The organism is Nonomuraea mangrovi, assembly GCF_042681425.1.
Classification (GTDB): Bacteria; Actinomycetota; Actinomycetes; order Streptosporangiales; family Streptosporangiaceae; genus Nonomuraea; species Nonomuraea mangrovi.
Window position 1 is genome coordinate 524536 of the sequence record NZ_JBHUFV010000061.1, and the last position, 19370, is coordinate 543905.

17 protein-coding genes and 1 riboswitch are annotated in these 19370 nt (G+C 71.5%); of the genes, 7 read left to right on the plus strand and 10 right to left on the minus strand.

The features are described from left to right. Positions 1-111: 111 nt before the first annotated feature. The 3 genes from ACFSKW_RS41405 to ACFSKW_RS41415 form a co-directional block, all read right to left on the minus strand. Positions 112-1335, minus strand: a complete 1224-nt coding sequence (locus tag ACFSKW_RS41405; RefSeq protein WP_379579578.1) for a M48 family metallopeptidase — start codon at positions 1333-1335, stop codon at positions 112-114. Continuing rightward, a complete protein-coding gene (locus ACFSKW_RS41410; RefSeq protein ID WP_379579580.1) occupies positions 1332-2147 on the minus strand; it encodes a hypothetical protein in 816 nt (271 codons plus the stop codon). The genes ACFSKW_RS41405 and ACFSKW_RS41410 overlap by 4 nt, the downstream gene beginning before the upstream one ends. A gap of 69 nt (positions 2148-2216) precedes the next feature. Next, entirely contained in the window at positions 2217-2666 is a 450-nt protein-coding gene (locus ACFSKW_RS41415; RefSeq protein WP_379579581.1) for a C40 family peptidase, read from the minus strand. A gap of 130 nt (positions 2667-2796) precedes the next feature. After that, positions 2797-2939: riboswitch (cyclic di-AMP (ydaO/yuaA leader) on the minus strand. A 343-nt stretch (positions 2940-3282) separates the two neighbouring features. Here ACFSKW_RS41415 and ACFSKW_RS41420 point away from each other — a divergent pair. Beyond that, positions 3283-4188 carry a LysR family transcriptional regulator gene (locus tag ACFSKW_RS41420; RefSeq protein ID WP_379579583.1) on the plus strand — a complete coding sequence of 302 codons (906 nt, stop codon included), beginning with the start codon at positions 3283-3285 and terminating at the stop codon, positions 4186-4188. On the opposite strand, the gene ACFSKW_RS41425 is transcribed toward ACFSKW_RS41420, so the two are convergent. Further along, positions 4152-5102, minus strand: a complete 951-nt coding sequence (locus ACFSKW_RS41425) for a C40 family peptidase (RefSeq protein WP_379579585.1) — start codon at positions 5100-5102, stop codon at positions 4152-4154. The two genes, ACFSKW_RS41420 and ACFSKW_RS41425, sit on opposite strands and share 37 nt — an antisense overlap. Positions 5103-5209: 107 nt before the next feature. After that, positions 5210-6475: an NYN domain-containing protein gene (locus tag ACFSKW_RS41430; RefSeq protein ID WP_379579587.1), complete on the minus strand. Its 1266-nt coding sequence runs from the start codon at positions 6473-6475 to the stop codon at positions 5210-5212. Between the two features lie 180 nt (positions 6476-6655). Between ACFSKW_RS41430 and ACFSKW_RS41435 the strand changes: the two genes are divergently transcribed. Then, a complete protein-coding gene (locus ACFSKW_RS41435) occupies positions 6656-7684 on the plus strand; it encodes a phosphotransferase family protein (protein ID WP_379579589.1) in 1029 nt (342 codons plus the stop codon). Here the strand turns inward: ACFSKW_RS41435 and ACFSKW_RS41440 are convergent. Beyond that, the gene (locus ACFSKW_RS41440) at positions 7679-8329 is read right to left on the minus strand and encodes a response regulator (RefSeq protein ID WP_379579591.1); all 651 of its coding nucleotides are present in this window, start codon (positions 8327-8329) and stop codon (positions 7679-7681) included. The genes ACFSKW_RS41435 and ACFSKW_RS41440 overlap by 6 nt on opposite strands. Further along, a complete protein-coding gene (locus tag ACFSKW_RS41445; protein ID WP_379579593.1) occupies positions 8326-9492 on the minus strand; it encodes a sensor histidine kinase in 1167 nt (388 codons plus the stop codon). The genes ACFSKW_RS41440 and ACFSKW_RS41445 overlap by 4 nt, the downstream gene beginning before the upstream one ends. 111 nt (positions 9493-9603) lie before the next feature. Here ACFSKW_RS41445 and ACFSKW_RS41450 point away from each other — a divergent pair, with 111 nt between their 5' ends. From ACFSKW_RS41450 to ACFSKW_RS41460, 3 genes are read left to right on the plus strand one after another with little or no spacing between them, the layout of a single operon-like run. Then, positions 9604-9828 (plus strand): hypothetical protein, encoded by a 225-nt coding sequence (locus ACFSKW_RS41450; protein WP_379579595.1) that lies wholly within the window; start codon positions 9604-9606, stop codon positions 9826-9828. Positions 9829-9831: 3 nt separating this feature from the next. Next, complete coding sequence (locus ACFSKW_RS41455; protein WP_379579597.1) at positions 9832-10323, plus strand: PH domain-containing protein; 492 nt, start codon at positions 9832-9834, stop codon at positions 10321-10323. Then, positions 10320-12209: a PH domain-containing protein gene (locus ACFSKW_RS41460; RefSeq protein ID WP_379579599.1), complete on the plus strand. Its 1890-nt coding sequence runs from the start codon at positions 10320-10322 to the stop codon at positions 12207-12209. Before ACFSKW_RS41455 ends, ACFSKW_RS41460 begins: the two co-directional genes overlap by 4 nt. 147 nt (positions 12210-12356) lie before the next feature. On the opposite strand, the gene ACFSKW_RS41465 is transcribed toward ACFSKW_RS41460, so the two are convergent. Genes ACFSKW_RS41465 through ACFSKW_RS41475 form a run of 3 tightly spaced genes read right to left on the minus strand, consistent with a single transcriptional unit; the run spans position 12357 to position 16892 of the window. Continuing rightward, the gene (locus ACFSKW_RS41465) at positions 12357-13892 is read right to left on the minus strand and encodes a hypothetical protein (protein WP_379579601.1); all 1536 of its coding nucleotides are present in this window, start codon (positions 13890-13892) and stop codon (positions 12357-12359) included. A gap of 44 nt (positions 13893-13936) precedes the next feature. Further along, positions 13937-15355, minus strand: a complete 1419-nt coding sequence (locus ACFSKW_RS41470) for a serine/threonine-protein kinase (protein ID WP_379579603.1) — start codon at positions 15353-15355, stop codon at positions 13937-13939. 13 nt (positions 15356-15368) lie between these two features. After that, positions 15369-16892, minus strand: coding sequence for a serine/threonine-protein kinase (locus tag ACFSKW_RS41475; protein WP_379579605.1), 1524 nt, complete (start codon positions 16890-16892; stop codon positions 15369-15371). 128 nt (positions 16893-17020) lie between these two features. Between ACFSKW_RS41475 and ACFSKW_RS41480 the strand changes: the two genes are divergently transcribed. After that, on the plus strand, positions 17021-18757 hold the full coding sequence (locus tag ACFSKW_RS41480) for a DEDD exonuclease domain-containing protein (RefSeq protein WP_379579606.1): 1737 nt from the start codon (positions 17021-17023) through the stop codon (positions 18755-18757). 17 nt (positions 18758-18774) lie between these two features. Further along, entirely contained in the window at positions 18775-19062 is a 288-nt protein-coding gene (locus ACFSKW_RS41485) for an Lrp/AsnC family transcriptional regulator (RefSeq protein WP_358123825.1), read from the plus strand. The last annotated feature ends 308 nt before the right edge of the window (positions 19063-19370 follow it).

Consider the following 19370-nt stretch of genomic DNA (forward strand, 5'->3'; position numbering starts at 1 on the left):
TGGTCGCGGGACGGGCCGCGGTCACAGGGAGGGCCGTGGTCGCGGGACGGGCCGCGGCCACGGAGAGAGCCATGATCGCGGGACGGGCCGCGGTCATGGGCAGGCCCGTGCTCACGGGATGTTCATGAGCTCCCATGAGCGGGCCATGGCGATGCGCTGTGGTGCGGTCGGGTGCGAGGCATAGAGCACATATTCCACGACATCCGGCGACAAGTCCGAAATGTTGGTAATGGCAAGCCGCTTTTGCATGGAGATGAACGTCTCAGGGTCACGGGTGAGGTCGAGCGCGTGCAGGTCGGCTCTGGCCTCGACGTGACGGCTGACGACGTTCTGGGCAGGCCCCGACAGCACGGTCGCCAGCGAGAGGAATCCCATGACGGCGCCCACCGCCAGCGGATCCGAGAGCGGCCGCCGCCACAGCGGGGCCACACAGAACAGCAGCACCGCCCCGAAGGCCGCGCCGAGCCCGCCCACCAGCGTGCCGTGGAGCACGTCGTTGTACTTGGCGTGTCCCAGCTCGTGCGCGATGATCAGCTCCACCTCCTTCTCCGGCGCGGCAAGCAGCGTGTCGTAGACGACGATCCTGCGCGTCGCGCCGAACCCGGACACGTAGGCGTTGAGCGCGGTGGTCCTGCGGGAGGCGTCGGCGACGAGCACATCCTCGACGGGCACGTCGGCCCGCTCGGCCAGGCCGAGCAGCCGGGTGCGCGGCTGTCCCGCGGGCATCGGGGTGAAGTCGTTGAAGAGCGGCTCGAAGACGACGGGGTAGATGAAGGAGGCCCCCACCGTCAGCACGAACGCACCGGCGGCCGCGGGCACCCACCACCGCTTGAAGCGCCTGGCCAGGCCGACGATCGCCAGCACCATGACGGACAGCAGCACGACGCGCACGCCGATGGACTTCAACCTGTCACCCGTCCAGCTCCCCCAGTTCTGGGTGGAGAGCCCGAAGGCGCGCAGCTCGGTCTCGAACCACATGCCGAGCGGCCAGCGCAGCAGCTCGACGACGGCGGTCAGCACGACGACACCGAGGACGACGCGCAGCCACCACGGCCCTCTGAGCCTGCCGAGCAGGCGCGCGCCGAGTGGCGTGGCCACGAGCAGTCCCGCGAACACGACGGTCAGCCCGAGTGACAGGTAGGCCGGCACGCTGGTGGCCGCGTCGAAGGCTCGGGCTCGGGCGATCTCGGCGGCGGTGAAGTCCCGCGCGGGATCGGGCGGTACGGAGGGCGCCCCCCGCAGGAGGTCCCACGGCGTGGTGAACGCCACGACCGCGAGGATCGCCGCCCCGAGCACCACCAGCGCGATGCCCGCCTGCCGGTCCAGCCGCCTCATCCGTTTCCCTTCGCGCCGGTCAGCTCGTCCCGGACATACTCCCGCCAACGCGTGACGAGCGCGCGGACCGACAGGCCCAGCGGCTCCAGCGCGTGGTCGAGATCCTGTCCGGCAGCCCGATGGTAGAGGTCGACGAGCGCATGCTCGCCGTACACGGTGGCGACCAGCCGGCAGGCCAGCCACGCCTCCTGGTAGACCTGCGCGAGCCGCGGCGAGCCCGGCGCGAAGTCGGCGTCGGCGGGCAGCGCGGAAGGGAGCAGTCCCGCGCGCGCCTCGGCCGCCAGCTCCGCCGCCGCCACCCGCGTGGGGAGGCCCGAGCGCAGGTAGCCGACGTAGTCGGCGAAGCCCTCCCGCAGCCACACGGGCCGTCCTTCGGTGCCGGCGGCCACGTGGGTGAGCTCGTGGGCGAGGACGACGTCGCGGCCGACGGGCGTCAGCCGCGCGAACGCGCCGGGCAGGACGATCACCCGTCCCTGCGAGGCCAGCGCGGCCAGTCCTTCCACGGCTCCCGTGCCCGCGAGCGCGGCGGCCTCCGCGGAGGTCCTGGGCACCAGCACCAACGGCCGTACGGCGCGCCGCAGGACGGCGGAGACGGTGAGCGCGGCCGCGTCGGCTCTGGAGGCGAGGTCGCGGAGGAGCGCGGCCTCGGCGTCGTGGCCCACGACGAGCGAGCGCGTGCCGTACGCCACGGTGACGCCGGCCGCCCACAGCCCTCTGGCCTCGGGCGGCAGCCGACGCCCCGCCGACCCCGCCACCGTGCAGATCGCGGGGCAGGCCAGCGCGGCCGCCAGCAGCGTTCTGCGGGTCACCACGGCTGCGATGCTAGCCCGGACAGGCCAGAACCCCGTCCGAGGGGGGTGGACGGGGTTCTGGACGTCCGGCTAGGCGCCGGGGCGGACCGCGCCGGCGAAGGAGGCCTTGCGCCAGCCGCTGAGCTTCTCGATCCGCACGGTCTTGCCTGTGCTCGGCGAGTGGATCATCCGGCCGTGGCCGACGAACATGCCCACGTGGCCTTTCCCGCGGAAGAACATCAGGTCACCTGGCTTGAGGTTGCTCCATGTGACCTTCTTCCTGATGCGCGAGTACTGGCTGTACGTCACGCGCGGGATCTTGATGCCGGCCTTGGCCCAGGCGTACTGGACCAGTCCTGAGCAGTCGAAGGCACCCGGTCCCGTGCCGCCGAAGCGATACGGGTCGCCGACCTGCTTCTTCGCCATGGCGACGGCCTTGGCGGCCTTCACCTTCTGCCGAGCGGCCTTGGTCTGCTGCTTCGCCTTGGACGTCGACGCCGCGGCCGTCTGCGCGGTGCTCACCGTCTTCAGGGTGCTCACCGCCTCAGCGGTCACGGTCGCCTGTGCCGTGGGTGCGTGGAGGACGACTCCTCCCATCGCCGCCACGACGCCACTCAGGGCAAGGCAGGACAGACGGGTTTTCTTCAAGGGGGTAGACAGAACGTCTCCTCGGGACTTCCACGAATGCCTACCGGGTTAGCTGACGGGTTCGGGCGTGGAAGTCGCCCTTCCGGCCCGAAGGCCGGATTCACCCCAGGTACGTGGGTCCCCGGCTCCGTGCTCCATGCCGCACGGATTCGGCAGGTCGACCGCGCACGCCTCTCAGCGGCCTCGGCGCGGCGACCAGCGGATCTTTTGCGCGCACACCGGCCACTTCGCGGGCCGGTGGACGTTGCCGGCGCCATGGCTTGGTCGCCGCGATGCGAGAAGGTACCTGGATGCCCAACGGCAGGCAAAGCCGAAGTAAAGATGTCAAGATCACCGACCGGCACTTGTCAGGACCGGATCCGCTGCTCCACAGAGCCCTTCGTCGGGCGAAAGTGACCCTTGTCACACTTGTACCAATGACGACTTGTCAGGTCCCATTTGTCACATATGTCACACCAGTAACATGAGCCGGAAGCGAGGGCTTACGCCCTACCCATAAGCTCTCGGCATGCTTGATACGTGGTCGCTTCGCGTGCTGCTGGAGGTCGGACGGCGCGGCTCCTTCTCGGGAGCGGCCGAGGCCCTGTCGATGACCCAGCCGGCCGTCTCGAGACAGATCGCCACCCTCGAACGCCGCACCGGCGTCACGCTCTTCCACCGCCGTCCGAGAGGCGTCCAGCCCACCGAGGCGGGCCTGGCGGCCATCGAGCAGGCCGAGGCCGTGCTCAACGGGATGAGCCTGTTCGAGACCAGGTTGCGGGCCTTCACCACGGCCGAGGCCGGCACGGTCAGGGTCGCGGCCTTCCCCAGCGCGGCCACCAGGTTCGTCCCCGAGAGCTTCCGCCGTTTCGCCGCTGCCCGCCCCGCCGTCGAACTCTCCCTCACCGTCGGCGGGGAGGGCTTGATGGAAGGCGCGATCGACGTCGACCTGCGCACCTCATGGGACGCCGCTCCCGAACCCGGGCTCGAGGTGCTCGACCTGTTCGAGGACGAGCTGCTGGTCGCCCTGCCCGCCGAGCACCCGCTGGCGGCGGCCGAGCGCGTACGGCTGGCCGACCTGGCCGACGAGCCGTGGATCGACGGCACCCACCCCGACTGCCTGGGCCCCATCGCGGAGCTGGCGGCCGCGATGGGCCGCGCGCCGAGGATCAGCCACCTGTGCGACGACTGGAACGGCCGCCAGGGCCTGGTGGCGGCGGGGGTCGGGGTGATGCTCTACCCGTCGATCGCGGGCAGGGCCGTACGCGCCGACATTAGGCTGGTGGAGCCCTCGCCGCGGCTGCCCGCCAGGCGGATCAGCGCCGTCTTCCTGCCTGCGCGTGGACGCCCGCCCGCGGTGAGCGCCTATCTGGAGGTGTTGCGCGAGATGGGCGAGGCCTACGGGCGGATGGCGCCGACGAGCCGCCTGCCGTAGGCGGACAGGGGGACGACCTTCACCACGTCACCCGTCTGGGGGGCGTGCACGATCTTGCCGTCGCCCGCGTAGATGCTCACGTGCCCGAGGCCCTCGCTGAAGATCAGGTCGCCGGGCTGCAGGGCGTCGAGCGAGACCCTGCGCTTGGCGCCCCACGCCCACTGCTCCCACGTCGTCCGCGGCAGCGACACGCCGCCCGCCCGCCACGAGGCCTGGGTCAGGCCCGAGCAGTCCCAGCCGCCGGGCCCGGTCCCGCCGTACTGGTAGGGCTTGCCGACCTGGGCGAAGGCGAAGCTGAGCACGGAGGCCGCGTTGCCGGAGGCCGAACCGGTGTACTTGATGCCGGTGCTGTTCGGGTTGCCGACCTTGTAGGCGCCGAGCTTTCGCAGCAGCTTCTCCTGCTCCTTGATCAGCTCGAGGACCTTGTCCTTCTCCGACTTGACCTCGTCGCGCAGCTTGTCCGCCTCGGTGAGCGCGCCCTTGGCCTGCTCCTTGTCGGCCTTGAGCTGGCGGTTCTCCTGGTCGAAGACGGCGAGCACCTGCGCCCGCTCGTTCGTCATCTGGTCCATGAGCGCCATGCTGCCGAGGGTCGCCGTGGGGTCGGCGTCGCTCAGCATCGTGGTCCACGAGGTCATGTCGGCGCCCTGGTAGGCGTTGACCGCCATGCCGACGACCTCGGCCCGCAGGCCGGCCACCTTGGCCACCTTGCTCTTGTACCGGTTGTTGAGGCCGGTGAAGGTCTTCTTGGCCTTCTTGTACTTCTCGGTGGCGGTGTTGTACTTGTCGACGACCTTGTCGGCCTTGTCGTTGAGCTTCTCGAGCTTGGCCTTCGCCTGCGCGATCGTCGGTTTGGGATCGGCGACCGCGCCGTCCAGAGGCAGGAGAAGAGCCCCGATCACGAGACCCGCAGCCACCGGTACCCGGCCAAACCTCACAGCGACACGCCTCCCAGTGATCACGCCTGGGGCGAAATAGTACAGAAGCGTCGCCTAGCAGCTCAAAATGTCGCCCAATTTGTGACCTAGGCCCGGCCAAGACGGCGCAGGAGCAGCGCCGACTGCACGGGGCGCGCGCCCATCCTGCGCACCGACTCGGCCACCTCGCGGTCGGAGGAGACCACCGCGATCGCCCTGCCCTGCGGCTCGGCCCTGACGAGCTGGCGGATCAGGTCGTCGGCGATCTCGCCGGGCGCGCTGAACATCACCCGCACCCCGCGCGGCGCGACGACCTGCACCGGCGCGTTGAGCTCCGCGCCGTCGAAGACCACGGTCACCTCGACCCTGGTCTGCGCGACCAGGCCGCCGAGGCCGGTCATCAGCCGGTTGCGCTGGTCGGCGAGCGTGAGCGTGCCGTACCCGGTCTTGGTCACGTTGTAGCCGTCGATGATCAGGTGCACCTGCGGCAGTGCCAGCAGCTGGTCGAGCAGCTGCGGGTCGTCGTCGGCCAGCGCTCTGGCGGGCACTCCCCGCACGGTGGGCACGCCGGGGGCGACGGCGGCGACCGAGTCGGCGGGCCTGCTGATCGTGGTGGGCAGGGCCAGCTCCCTGCGCAGCCCCGCGGAGGCGTCCTGGAGGGCGTCGAGCAGCACTCTGATCCTGCTGTCCTCGACGCTGCGGCCCTCGCGGGCGGCCCTGCGTGAGGCTTCGAGCTGCCGCTCGACGTCGGCCAGGCGCTCCTTCAACCGTCGCAGCTCCGACTCGCCGGCGCTGCCCGCCGTGGACGCGGCCAGCTTGGCCTCCTCAGCGGCATGCGCCATCTCGTCGGCGCGCCGGTCGGCGGCTTTGAGCCGCTCCCTGGCGTCGTGGAGCTTGCGGCGCAGGTCGGAGTTCTCGGCCCTGGATGCCTTGAGCTGCTCGCGCAGCCGTTCGCTCTCTTCCTTCGCGGCGGTCTTCTGGGCGGCCAGCTGCTCGCGCAGCCGCGTGACCGTCGCCTCCTGGGCCGAGCCCTCGGCCGCGACCGCCGACTGCTCCAGGTCGACTCGCGCCATCTCCACCATTTCCGCCCACCCGGGCGGCCTGGTCAGATAGGCTGCCGCCGCGACCAGCACGGGGTCAGCGGCGGGTGGCGCATTGCCCTCGGCCAGCGACGCGACCAGTTCGGGCCAGCCCTTCTCGATCGACTCGGCGACGGCCTCGCGGAACTTCTTGTCGTTCTCCAGCTGGGCGGCGATGGGGGCGCTACCGAGTTTGGCGCGTTTGCGCGGGTCGAACTTCGCGATGCCGCGCAGCGGCGGTGGGACGGCAGTGGCCGGCATCGTGCCGAGCAGCTGCGCCGCCAAATCCACCACGTTGAGCCGCACCTGCTCAGGGAGTGGACGAGACAGGCCTTCACCGGCTGAGCTCATCCCACTGCCTCTCAACTGACCCTTCGCGATTGTCCTACTCACCAAGGGTAAGGCTGTCACGCACATGTCCGTGTCGTGACTCACATATGGACAAGCGCTTGGTTGGAGATGTACGACAGGGGCGTGACCGAGCCGATGCGTACCTCCACCAGGGATCTCGATGACCTGCGCGAGCGGCTGAGCGCCTGGCTGGGCGACGACGTCTCCCAGCTGTCGCGCCCGTCCGCCAACGGGATGTCCAGCGAGACGCTGTTCTTCACCGCGGGGACGAGCAGGTGCGTGGCCCGCCTCGCGCCCGCCCACGAGGCGGTGCCCGTCTTCCCCACCTACGACCTCGGCACGCAGTTCGAGGTGATGCGGCTGGCCAGGGAGCGGGCGGGGGTGCCCGCGCCGAGGACCCTGCGGTTCGAACCGTCGGCCGAGCCGCTCGGCACGCCGTTCTTCGTGATGGAGCGGGAGGAGGGCGAGGTGCCGCCCGACGTGCCGCCGTACACCTTCGAGGGCTGGCTGCTGGAGGCCGAGCCCGGCGACCGGCGGCGGCTGCAGGACGCCACGGTCGCCGTCGCCGCGAGATTGCACGGCACCGAGTTCAGCGACGCCGAGCTGGCGCCGCTCGGCGGGCGCGGGCTGCGGGCCCACGTCGACGCCCAGCGCGCCTACTACGAGTGGATGCGCGGGCCGACGCGCATCCCGCTGCTGGAGCGGGCCTTCGACTGGCTGGAGGACCACTGGCCGGACGAGCCAGGTCCCGACGTGCTCACCTGGGGCGACGCCAGGATCGGGAACGTCATGTACAGGGACTACACCCCTGTGGCGGTGCTCGACTGGGAGATGGCGGCGGTGGGTCCGCGTGAGCTCGACCTGGCCTGGATGATCTTCCTGCACCGCTTCTTCCAGGATCTCGCCGAGGTGTTCGAACTGCGGGGACTGCCGGACTTCATGCGCCGCGCCGACGTCTGCGCCGTCTACCGCGACCTTACCGGCCACCAGCCGCGCGACATGGACTTCTACGAGGCGTACGCCGCGCTCAGGCACGGGATCGTCATGGCCCGTGTCTGGCAGCGCCGTATCCACTTCGGCGAGCAGCCCGCGCCCGACGACCCCGACGACCTGATACTGCACCGCGCCCTGCTGGAGCGGATGCTGTCATGACTCCGAGTCGTGGACCAGCAGCGCGATCTGCACCCTGTTGTTGAGGCCCAGCTTGGTCAGGATGCGCGAGACGTGCGCCTTGACGGTCGCGACACTCATGTAGAGCTCGCCGCCGATCTCGGCGTTGGACCTGCCCTGCCCGACCGCCACCGCCACCTCGCGCTCGCGCTCGCTCAGCCGTGCCAGCAGGACGCGCGCGGAGTCCCTGCGCCCGCCCGCCCCGCCGTCGGCCACGTGCGAGATGAGCTGTCTGGTGACGGCGGGCGACAGGATCGGCTCGCCCGACGCGACCCTGCGGATGGCGGCGACCAGGTCCGCGGGCGGGATGTCCTTCAGCAGGAACCCCGCCGCGCCGGCCCGCAGCGCCCGCAGCACCTGCGCGTCGGCGTGGAAGGTGGTCAGCACCACCACCTCGGGCGAGCCCGTCGTGGCGCGCAGCACCTCCGTCGCCGACAGCCCGTCGACGCGCGGCATGCGGATGTCCATGAGCACCACGTCGGGGCGGTGCTGGGCGACCATCTTCGGCACCTGGTCTCCGTCGGCGGCCTCTCCCACCACCTCGATGTCGCCCGTGCCGCCGAGGATCATCGACAGCCCCGCCCTGACGAGCGCGTCGTCGTCGACGATCAGCACGCGAATCTTCATGTCTGCCACGGCAACCATGCTTCCAGAACGAAATCACCCTCAGGGGTACGGCGATGCTCCAGCCGTCCGCCCGCCAGCTCGGCCCGCTCGGCCAGCCCGATCAGACCCGTGCCCGTGCCCGGGATGGCGGACGGCCAGCCGATCTTGTTGCGCACCGCGATGGTCAGCCCCTCGCCCCGCCCGCCCTCCATACCGACCCTGACGAGTGCGCCAGGGGCGTGCTTGCGGGCGTTGGTGAGCGCCTCCTGGACGATCCGGTAGGCGTTGCGGCCGAGGCTCTCCGGCGCCTGCTCGACGTCCAGCCGGAGCTCCACTTCCATGCCCGCTTCCCGCGACTCCTCCACCAGGCTCGGCAGGTCTGCCAGCGTGGGCTGCGGCCGCTCGGGCAGGAGCTCCCCCTGCTCGCCAGGCTGGCGCAGCACGCCGATGACCTCGCGCAGATCCTGCAGCGCCTGGTGGGCGCTCTCCCTGATCGCGCCCGCCGCCTTGGCGATCTGCTCGGCCGGCGCGTCGGGCCTGAACTCCAGCGCGCCCGCGTGCAGGCTGAGGATGGAGATCCGGTGGGCAAGCACGTCGTGCATCTCGCGGGCGATGCGCTCACGTTCGAGCCGTCTGGCCTCGCGCCCCGCCACCTTCGCCTGCTCCCTGAGCGAGTAGACCAGCTGCCGCCTCGACCTGACCACGATCCCCCAGCCGAACACCAGCAGCACGATCAGGACCATGACGCCCGCCGTCCACAGGGGACCGAGCTCGTCGGGCCGCCACCAGGCCAGCGGGAAGACCGTGAGGAGGTTGAGCCCGAGGACGATGCCGGAGATCTTGAAGGGGCGGTGCACGGCGACGGTGAACAGCGCCAACGCCGCCCCGCCCCCCACCATGACGAAGACGGCCGACAGCAGCGTCAGCACGACGGACAGCGTGACCGGCCACCGGCGGCGCAGCCACACCGACGCGCACGCGAGCGCGCCGAACACCTGCTCGCTGATCCGCAACGGCCTGGCCAGGCCGTCCAGGTCGGGCAGCGTCAGCACCGCCAGCCCGCAGGCGGCCACGAAGACGACGATGTCGACGATCCAGTCTCGCGTCGAGCGGCGCACAGGCCGTCCCTCGTCGGGATCGCCGAGCAGGACCGAAGGCAGCAGCCACCGGTACTCCAACTTCATGGTCCCTCACGTTAGGTGCTCCCTTCGGCACGACGACAGCGACCAAAGTCGATGCCGTTCTCAACCTCCGGCCGACGCCCCGGCCCCCGTCCGAGCCGGAGGCTTGACGGCATGAAGGGAATCGTCGAAGTGGTCGGAACCGTGCTCCTCATCCAGGGCGTCGGCGGTGTGATCAACACCGTCCTCGGCTGGTGGGGCTGGGCGCACGACTTCCTGATCATCAACCGCCTGCCGTTCCTCGACGGCTACGAGGTGTTCGCCGGCATCGCGCTCGGCGTCCTCGGTTTCGCGCTGCTGGCGGCGGCCAACTCCATGAAGAAGAAGGAGACGAGCTGAACCATGGCCGAGCTCGCCCTTCGCCCACCCCGCAATCTGGCCGACCCCCGCGCCGCCACCTGGTGGACCGTGCAGGCGTTCATGCTGGCCCTTCCCCTGGTGGTGGCCATCGCCGTGGCGTACTGGTTCTTCACGCCGCACCCGGTCGCGCTCGGCACAGCGGCCGTGGCCGTCTCGCTGGCCTGCGTGCTGCTGGCCGCGGTCGCGCCGCGCGCCTACTACCGGGTCCAGCGATGGGAGATCACCGACGAGGCCGTCTACGTCCGCTCAGGCTGGATCACCCACACCTGGAGGGTGGCGCCGATGTCACGCATCCAGACGGTCGACACCGCGCGCGGCCCCGTGCAGCGGATGTTCGGGCTCGCCGACGTCACGGTGACGACCGCGTCCGCCGCCGGCGCCATCAAGATCGAGGGGCTGGACCACGAGCTCGCCGCGGAACTGGCCGCCAGGCTCACCGCGATCACGCAGGCCACACTGGGAGACGCCACGTGACCACCCACCAGGGGACCGAGAGCGGCGTCAGGTGGAGCACGCTGCACCATAGGATCCCCCTCGCCAACGCGGCCCTGTCCACGACGGTCGCCGCGCCCGCCGCGTTCGCCCTGACGCGCTTCCTCCTCGATAAGGACATCGCCCGCGAGCTGGTCATCGCCTGTGCAGCGGGCACCGTGGCCCTGGTGCTGGTCGCCGGCTACGTCTACGGGGTGGCCCGGCTGCGCACCACCCGCTTCAGGCTCACCCCCGACCGGCTCGAACTGCGGGCGGGGATCCTGGTGCGCCAGCACCGCTCGATCCCCCGTGACCGCGTGCGCAGCGTCGACGTCAAGGCCGATGTCGTACGGCGGGCACTGGGCCTGGCCGTCGTCAAGGTCGGCACCGGCGAGCACACCACGGGCGAGCACACCGAGCTCACCCTGAACGCGATGGCCGCGCCCGACGCCGAGGCGCTGCGCCGCACCCTCCTGACGGGGGCGGGTGCGGCCACGCCCGGCCATGCCGCCTTTTCGCCCGCGCTCGCCGCGCCTTCCACGCTCACCGTGCCCTCCGCGCCTTCCACGCTCGCCGGGCCTTCCACGCTCGCCGCGCCCGGCCCGCCTTTCGCGGCCGGCGCCGAGCACGAGGAGAGCGGGCAGGCCGTGGCCACGCTGCGGTGGAGCTGGATCAGGTACGCGCCGCTGTCCATCTGGGTGTTCGTCGGCGGCGCGATCGCGATCGGGGCGATCAAGAAGGTGCTCGACGTGGTCGGCATCGACCTGTTCAGCACCTCGGCCGCCAAGGTGGCCTGGGAGTGGCTGGTCGGCAACCCGTGGGTCGCGATACCGGTCGTCCTGGCCGTCAGCCTGCTGGTCGGGCTCGTCGGCGCGGTGGGCCTGTTCGCCGAGTCGTGGGGGAACTATCGCCTGGAGCAGGAGGCCAGGACGCTGCGGGTCCGCAGAGGGCTGCTCACCACCCGCTCGCTCACCATGGAGACACGCAGGCTGCGCGGCGTGACGGTGGCCGAGCCGCTGCTGCTGAGGCTGGGCGGGGGCGCCAAGGTCAGAGTGGTGGCGGTCGGGCTGCGCAAGGCCGAGGGGCAGGAGAGCGAGGAGGTGTCCGCGCTGACCCCGCCGGTCCCCCGCGCGGAGGCCTTCCGCGTCGCCTCCCACGTCCTGCACGCCGCGTCCACCCCGGCTCCTGCCACCCACCCCACACCAGCGCCGGCTCTCGCGCCGACGCCAACGCCTGCGTCCGCGTCTGCGTCTGCGTCTGCGTCAGGCCATAGTGCTCATACTCGCCTTGGGAGCCCTGAGAGCCCTGGGAGCGTGGGGAGCCCTGGGAGCTTGGGGAGCCCTGGGAGCGATGGAAGCCGTGGGCACGCGGCCTCCGTCCCTGGGGAGGCCGTGGGAGAGGTGGGGTGGGGGCAGTTGGCGCCCCACCCGCGAGCGGCCAGAGGGCGGCGCACGCGTCAGGCGCTCCTCATGGTCGCCGTGCTCGCCGCCGCCATGGGAATCACCGAGTGGCTGACCGGCTGGATCCCGCTCGCCGCGTGGGCGCTGCCCGCCCTGGCCCTCCCCGCCGCCCTGGCCCTGGCCGCCGACGCCTACAGGGGGCTCGGGCACCGGCTCAGCGGCGGCCACCTGCTCACCAGGGCGGGTTCGGCGGGGCGCACCACGGTCGCGCTCGACACGGGCGGCATCGTCGGCTGGCGGATCAGGCAGTCCTTCTTCCAGCGCCGCCTCGGACTCATCACCGTGGCCGCCACGACCGCGGCGGGCGACGGCCACTACGACGTGCTCGACGTGGGCACCGCCGAGGGGCTCGACCTGGCGGCCCGTGCCGTGCCGGGGCTGCTGGGCCCGTTCCTCGTCCAGAGCACCGGCACGCGCCGACAGGGCTGACCCGCCGACGGCGGCGGTCAGCCCTGTCGCCGTCGAGGAGCGGGCCGGCCGCCGTCGACGGCGGGCCCGCCCGGCCCCGTCCGTTCTCCTACGACCCCGCTGGACGAGCGAGTCTCCCCACAACCCCAGCCGGACGAGCGAGTCTCCCTACGACCCCGGCTGGGCGAGCGAGGCGAGGATCTCCTTCGCGATGATCATGGCGCCGTCACGGGCCTCCTTCTCGCCCAGCACCTTGACCTTGGGCGAGTTGGTCGGCTCGTCGGCCCCGAGGTCCGCCCCCGCGAACGAGGCATGGATGACCGTGGGGCCGAGCCTGACCACGACGTCGGCGCTGCCGTTGAACACGGCGTTCTTCTTGTCGACCCAGTACTGGATGTAGGCGTCGTCGCCGAGCCCCTTCACCTTCTCGATCTTGCCCCAGGTGACGCCGCCGAACGAGCTTCCCTCCGTCGACCTGGCGTTGCCGATCTTGGTGGAGAAGCGGCTCAGCGCGGCGGTCGGATCGCCCGCGCCCGCGCGGTTGCTGAACACCTGGATCGTGAGGAGCGCGCTGCGGATCCTGCGCCTGCCCTCACCTGCGGACGCGTTCAGGTTGAGCCAGCGGCACTCGCTCTCCTTCACGCCCGCGACATCGTTGGCCCTGGCGCGCTCGGTGGCGCCGGGAACGAGCTTCGTCATCGCGGGCGACATCCGCTTGCACGCCGGGGGCAGCTGAGCCACCACCGTGGGCGTGGAGGACGGCGTCGGCTTGGGGGGCCCGGACGGCGACGAGCTCGGCTCGGCCTTGGCGAGCTGATCCGGGTGGGCCCGCTTCCACTCCGCGGCGGACTTGGCCAGATGGGTCAGCAGGATGCCGACCTCGCGCAGCGCGTTCTCCTCGCTGACGGACTGCGTGCTCTCGTTCGAGAGGATCTTGGTGTCCTTGCGCTGCTGGCTGGCCTCGTAGCGCACCTCGATGATCAGGTCGTCGACGCGAGCCCTGCCCTCGCCGAAGGAGTACCAGAGCAGCTTGTCGCGCCGCCACGTGTACTGGCCGAAAGCGCCGTCGCCCACCCCTGCGTACTCCTTGACGGGCGAGTAGTAGTCCTTCTCCCCTGGTTTGGCGTCGTCCTTCTTCGGATTGTTCGCCTTGTAGGCGAAGAAGCCGCGCTCCGCGTCGTGCGACTGCTGCGCCTGCGTTCTGCCGGTCTTCGGCCCGTCGGGCTTGTGCTGGGCGATGGAGACCTTGATCTCGCGGCTGCGCCAGAACTCGCCGTAGGAGATGCGGCGGTTGGTCCAGTCGCAGGAGGAGTAGACGGCGTGGTCGGCGTCGCGAGAGCGCTTGTCCACGGTCGCCGCGGGCACCAGGCGCTCGGTCTCCGCGGCGGGGAGCATGGCGCAGACGTCCAGCGCAGGTGCCGCGGACGGGACGTCGGAGGGCGAAGCCGTCTCGACGGGGGTGGCCTTGGAGGTGGGCGTGGCGGGCTGGTCGGCGGCGGTGGGCCTGGCGTACAGGAGGAAGGCGCCCGCGCCTGCGGCGATCAGCACGACCGCGGCCCCTGCCGCCACTGTCGGCAGCACCCACGAGCGGCGCTTCGGCGGTGGGGGCGGCGGCGCCGACGGCATGGTCGGCACCTGCTGGAACTGCCAGTCCGGTGCACGGTACGGGTTGGTGGGAGGGGGATCGTCCTGACTCCAAGACATGGGCATGGATGCTAGCCGCTGTGATTGCAATTGACTTGCACTGGTCAACCTCGAAGCGAGGATGTGACCTGCCGCGCCGCCTCCACCGCCACCCGCTGCCCCGCCGCGTCCACGCCCTTCACCTCCAGGGTGTGGTAGACGACCTCCGCGGTGAGGTTGCTGTCGCGCAGCGCCACGCGGTACCGCGCCTGGCCCGTGTCGCCCGTGCCTATCTGGTAGATCTCGTACGAGTCCTGGGCGAAGGCGGCCTCTCCCACGCTCTGGACGTCCCTGATCTTGTAGGTGGACTTCCTGAAGATCGAGCCGTCGGAGGAGGCGGCGGCCGACCGGTCGTTGTCGAACACCAGCTTCGCCACCTGCGGCCCGTCGTGGCCGCCCTGCGGCCGGTGCACGGCCAGCCGCAGGCTGATCGAGCGGTCGGCGCGCGACCCCTTCCAGACCTGCCACGCGCACCTGCCCGGCATCGGCTTGTCCCTGCGCACATCGCCGCCGCCCAGCAGGGCGCCGGCCTGGGCGTCGGTGAGCAGCGTGCAGGCGTCGGGCAGGTCGGCGAATCTGCCCTGATCCCCCTCCCCCGGTACGGCGAAGGCGTAGGTCACGCCGCCCACGACGGCCACCGCCGCGACCGCCAGCGCGGCGGGCAGCTTCCATCTGCGACGAGGGCGGAAGGCGACGGGCGTGGTGTTCGTCGAGCCGGTGAGCCGCTGCCGCGCCTCCCGCGGATGCGGCCGCCGTTCGGGCTGCTTGGCCAGCAGGTCGAGGATCAGCCTGCCCAGTTCCCTGCCCGCCCGCTCCGGCGGCGGCGGATCGTGCAGCAGGACGGCGGCGGCCACCGCCGCCTGCATCTCCCTGTGGAAGGGCGCGCGGCCCTCGACCGCGGTGTAGAGGCTGGCGCCCAGCGAGAACAGGTCGGAGGCGGGGCCCGCGGGCAGGCCGTTCAGCCGTTCGGGCGGCATGTAGCCGGGCGAGCCCCCTCCGCCGACGCCGCCCACGGGAGCCGCCACGCCGAAGTCGGTGAGCATGGCGCTGCCGTCGGCGTCGAGCAGGATGTTGGCGGGCTTGACGTCCTGGTGGAGGATCCCGTGCGCGTGCGCCACTTCCAGCGCCGACAGCACCTGGAGGCCGATGCGGGCCACGATGTGCGGCGGCAGCGGCCCGCTCTCCTTGATGATCTTGTCGAGGGAGCGCCCCGTCGCCAGATCCATGATGATCCAGGGCAGCCCCTGGTCGAGCACCACGTCGTGGACCATGACGATCGACGGGTCGCGCAGCCTGCCCGCCGACCGGGCCTCGTGGATGGCCTGCTCGACGAAGGCCGCCCGCCCCGCCGCGTCGAGCTGCTGGGGGATGCGGACCTGCTTGACGGCGACGTCGCGGCCGAGCCGTTCGTCGCGGGCGCGCCACACGGTGCCCGCACCGCCCTCGCCGAGCCGTTCGGCCAGCCGGTACCGACCGGCGAGCACGTACTCCACGTCGCTAGCCCCCGCTCCGCAGCGCCTGCTCGCTCTGCCGGGCGACAGTGAGCGCGGTCCGCTTGACCTGGTCGTCTGTGGGCCTGCTCGCCAGCGTGGTGAACTCCACCTGGATCACCAGGTTGGCCACGCGGTACATCACCACGGCGGTGTGGACCCTGCCCTGGGCGCTCAGCTCGTAGGTGTAGCCCTCCTCACCGACGCCCTGCAGCGGCTGGGCCTTGCTGACCTTGGCGGTGAACGGCCCCTTCGCGCCGATCTCCTTCCACGACCACTGCAGCTCCTGGTACTTGCCGATCCACACCCGCTGGCTCTCCATCAGCCTGCGCGCCGACTCGGTGGTCATCGACCACGGCTGCGGGGTGTCGGAGTCGCGCTGCGCCACCACCGACACTCCCCTGCCGCTGACCGTCCAGTCGCAGGACACGCCGAGCCTGTCGTCGCTGTCCGCGACGCTCTGCACGCCCTTGGGCGGCTGGCCCGTGCCGAGCACCTCACCGACCTGGGAGGGGGTCAGCAGCCCGCACATGTCGACGGGAAGCGTGAACGCGGTGGGCGCGGCCGTACCGCCCCGCGAGAACACCAGGGCCGCGGCGACCGCGCCCGCGACGACCACGGCGCCCGCGGGGACGAGCCACAGCCACCACCGGCGCCGCGACCGCGGCCGCGCGATCACGCCGGGGACGGTCGGGTCCTGGCGCGCCAGCGGCGGAGCGGACTGGCCCACGGCGACCTGGCGCAGCGCGTGGACGGTGCTCCACGGGTCGGGACGCGCGGCGGGATGCCTGGCCATCATCGCGCTCAGCACGGGTGCCAGCGGGCCCGAACGGTGCGGAGGCCTGGGCGGCATGGTCAGCGTCGCCTGGATGCGCTCCATCGCCGTGCCCTCGTAGGCGGAGACGCCCTCAGCCGCGGCGAACAGCGTCGCGCCCAGCGACCACAGGTCACTCGGCGGCCCACCGGCCTCCCCTTCCAGACGCTCGGGCGCGATGAATCCCGGCGAGCCGATCATCAGGCCGGCCTGGGTCAGCGTCGCCTGGCCCTCCTGCCTGGCGATGCCGAAGTCGGTCAGCACGACCCGCCCGCTGTCGGTGAGGAAGACGTTGCCCGGCTTGACGTCGCGGTGCTGCAGGCCGCGCGAATGGGCGGCGGTCAGCGCCTCCAGCACGTCCGCGCCGATCCTGGCGACCGTCGCGGGCGGCAGCGCGCCCTCCTGCGTGATGGCCTCGCCGAGCGTACGGCCGCGCAGCAGCTCCATGATCAGCCATGGCCTGCCGTACTCGACGATGACGTCGTGGAGCGCCACCACGCCGGGATGGCGCAGCTGCGCGGTGGCCTGCGCCTCCCGCACCGCCCTCGCGACGGCCTCGGCCCTGCCCTGCTCGTCGAGGCCTTCGGGCAGCGTGAGCTCCTTGACCGCCACCTCGCGGTCAAGCATCTCGTCTCTGGCCAGCCAGACCTTGCCCATCCCGCCGCTGCCCAGCGGCCTGATCAGGGTGTAGCGGCCGGCGAGTCGTCCCCCGGACATAAAGGGGAGAGTAACGAATAATCTCCCCCCGTGAGGTCCGGCCGCCTCGCCCGCGACCCCTCACCTGAGGCCCGCAGGTCAGCCCGGTCTTCGCCGGGTCGCCCGAATAACTGTCGGTCGACGTCTCTATGGTCTTGGACGTGGACGCGGTTCAAGGCACTCTCGACGAGCTCGGCACCCCGCTGAGCGAGGTCACCTTCGTCGTTTTCGACCTGGAGACCACCGGCGGCTCGGCGCACGAGCACGCGATCACCGAGATCGGCGCGGTCAAGGTGCGCGCGGGCGAGGTGATCGGCGAGTTCGCCACCCTCGTGGACCCCGGTGGACCGATCCCGCCGTTCATCTCCGTGCTGACCGGCATCACCGACTCGATGGTGATGGCGGCCCCGCGCGTCGAGTCGGTGCTGCCCAGCTTTCTCGAGTTCATCTCCGGCGCCACGCTGGTCGCCCACAACGCCGCCTTCGACACCGGCTTCATCAAGGCCGCCTGCGCCGCGCAGGGCTACCCTCCGCCCGTCAACCCGGTCGTCGACACCGTCGACCTGGCGCGCAGGGTCCTGACCCGCGACGAGATCCCCAACGCCAAGCTCTCCACGCTCGCCAGGTTCTTCCACAGCCCCGTCGAACCGTGCCACCGGGCCCTGCAGGACGCCAGGGCGACCGTCGACGTCCTCCACGGCCTGATCGCCCGCGCCGGCTCGTTCCAGGTGCACACGCTCGAAGAGCTCAAGTCGTTCGTCCGCGCCCCCACGCCCGAGCAGCAGCGCAAGCGCCACCTCGCCGAGACGGTGCCCCACGCCCCAGGCGTCTACCTGTTCGAGGACGCCCGCGGCGAGGTCCTCTACATCGGCAAGTCCACCAACCTGCGCAACCGCGTCCGCTCCTACTTCACCGCGAGCGAGACCAGGCCCCGCATCCGCGAGATGATCGGCATCGCCGAGCAGGTCCGCCACATCGTCTGCGCCACCCCGCTGGAGGCCGAGGTCAGGGAGCTGCGCCTGATCGGCGGCACCAAGCCCCGCTACAACCGCAGGTCCCGCTTCCCCGAGAAGGTCGTCTGGCTCAAGCTGACCGACGAGGCCTTCCCCCGGCTGTCCATCGTCCGCGAGCTGAAGGACGACGGCGCCGCCTATCTCGGCCCCTTCACCAGCGCCAAGGCCGCCGACGACGCCCGCACCGCCCTCCACGAGGCCGTGCCGCTGCGCCAGTGCACCGAACGCCTCACCCTCAGGACCTGGCGACCCGCCTGCGTGCTGCACGAGATGGGCAGGTGCGGCGCCCCCTGCGAGGGCAAGGAGACGCCCGCCGACTACTCCCTCCACGTCGACAGCGCCCGCAAGGCCATGGCCACCGACGTCTCCCTCGTCTTCGCCGCCCTCGAGGCCCGCATGGAGCGCCTGTCCGTCGAGCAGCGCTACGAGGAGGCGTCCGTCGACCGTGACCGGCTCGCCGCCTACGTCCGCACCGCCGCCCGCATGCAGCGCCTCACCTCCCTGACCCGCATCCCGCAGATGGTGGCCGCCAGCCCCGCCTTCGACGGCGGATGGGAGATCCACGTCGTCCGGTACGGCAGGCTCGCCGCCGCCGGCCACATGCCACGCGGCGCCCACCCCACCCCCTTCGTCGAGGCGCTCGTCGCCACCTCCGAAACCGTCGCTCCCGGCGCCGGTCCCATCCCCGCCGCCAGCGCCGAGGAGACCGAGTGCATCCTGCGGTGGCTGGAGGGGCCGGGCGTGCGGCTGGTCGAGGTCGACGGCGAGTGGGCGTTGCCCGCGCACGGCGCCGCCCGCCACAAGGCCCGCATCGACCTGGCCTACCAGCGCCTCGACCACCGCAGCAGGCGCGAGGGACGGCCATTGCGGTAACCCGATACAGTTGGGGCATGGTCACGGCAATCGTTCACATCAACGCCGAGGTGGACCGGATCCCGGAGATCGCGCAGACGATCGCCGAGATCGACGGCGTCAGCGAGGTCTACTCGATCACCGGCGAATACGACCTGATGGCCATGGTGCGCGTCGCCGCCTACGAGCAGATCGCCGAGGTCATCCCCGGCCGGCTCAACAAGGTGCCGGGCGTGCTCAACACCTCGACGCACATCGCGTTCCGCACGTACTCCAAGCACGACCTCGACGCCGCCTTCTCCATCGGCCTCACCGAATCCGACTGACCCGGCGCCCCTCGGCACCCGTCTTCGGGCCCCCGCCGGCCCTCCGGGGCCGCCGGTCTCCCGCGGGGCCCATCGCCCCTGAGCCGGATCCGCGTCCTTCCGCCGTCCGTACTCCACGGCACCATCCAACTTCCGCGGGACCATCCAACTTCCGCCGGGCCATCCGCCTACCGCAGGGCCATCCGTTTCCGCCCGGGGCCATCGGCCCCTACGGCAAGCCGGGTTCGGCCCACCGCGGGGCGCGGGGCCGGGGCCCGTCCATCACGCCACTCCAGCAGGACTCCGGCGGGCCGCCGTCACGTCGCCCG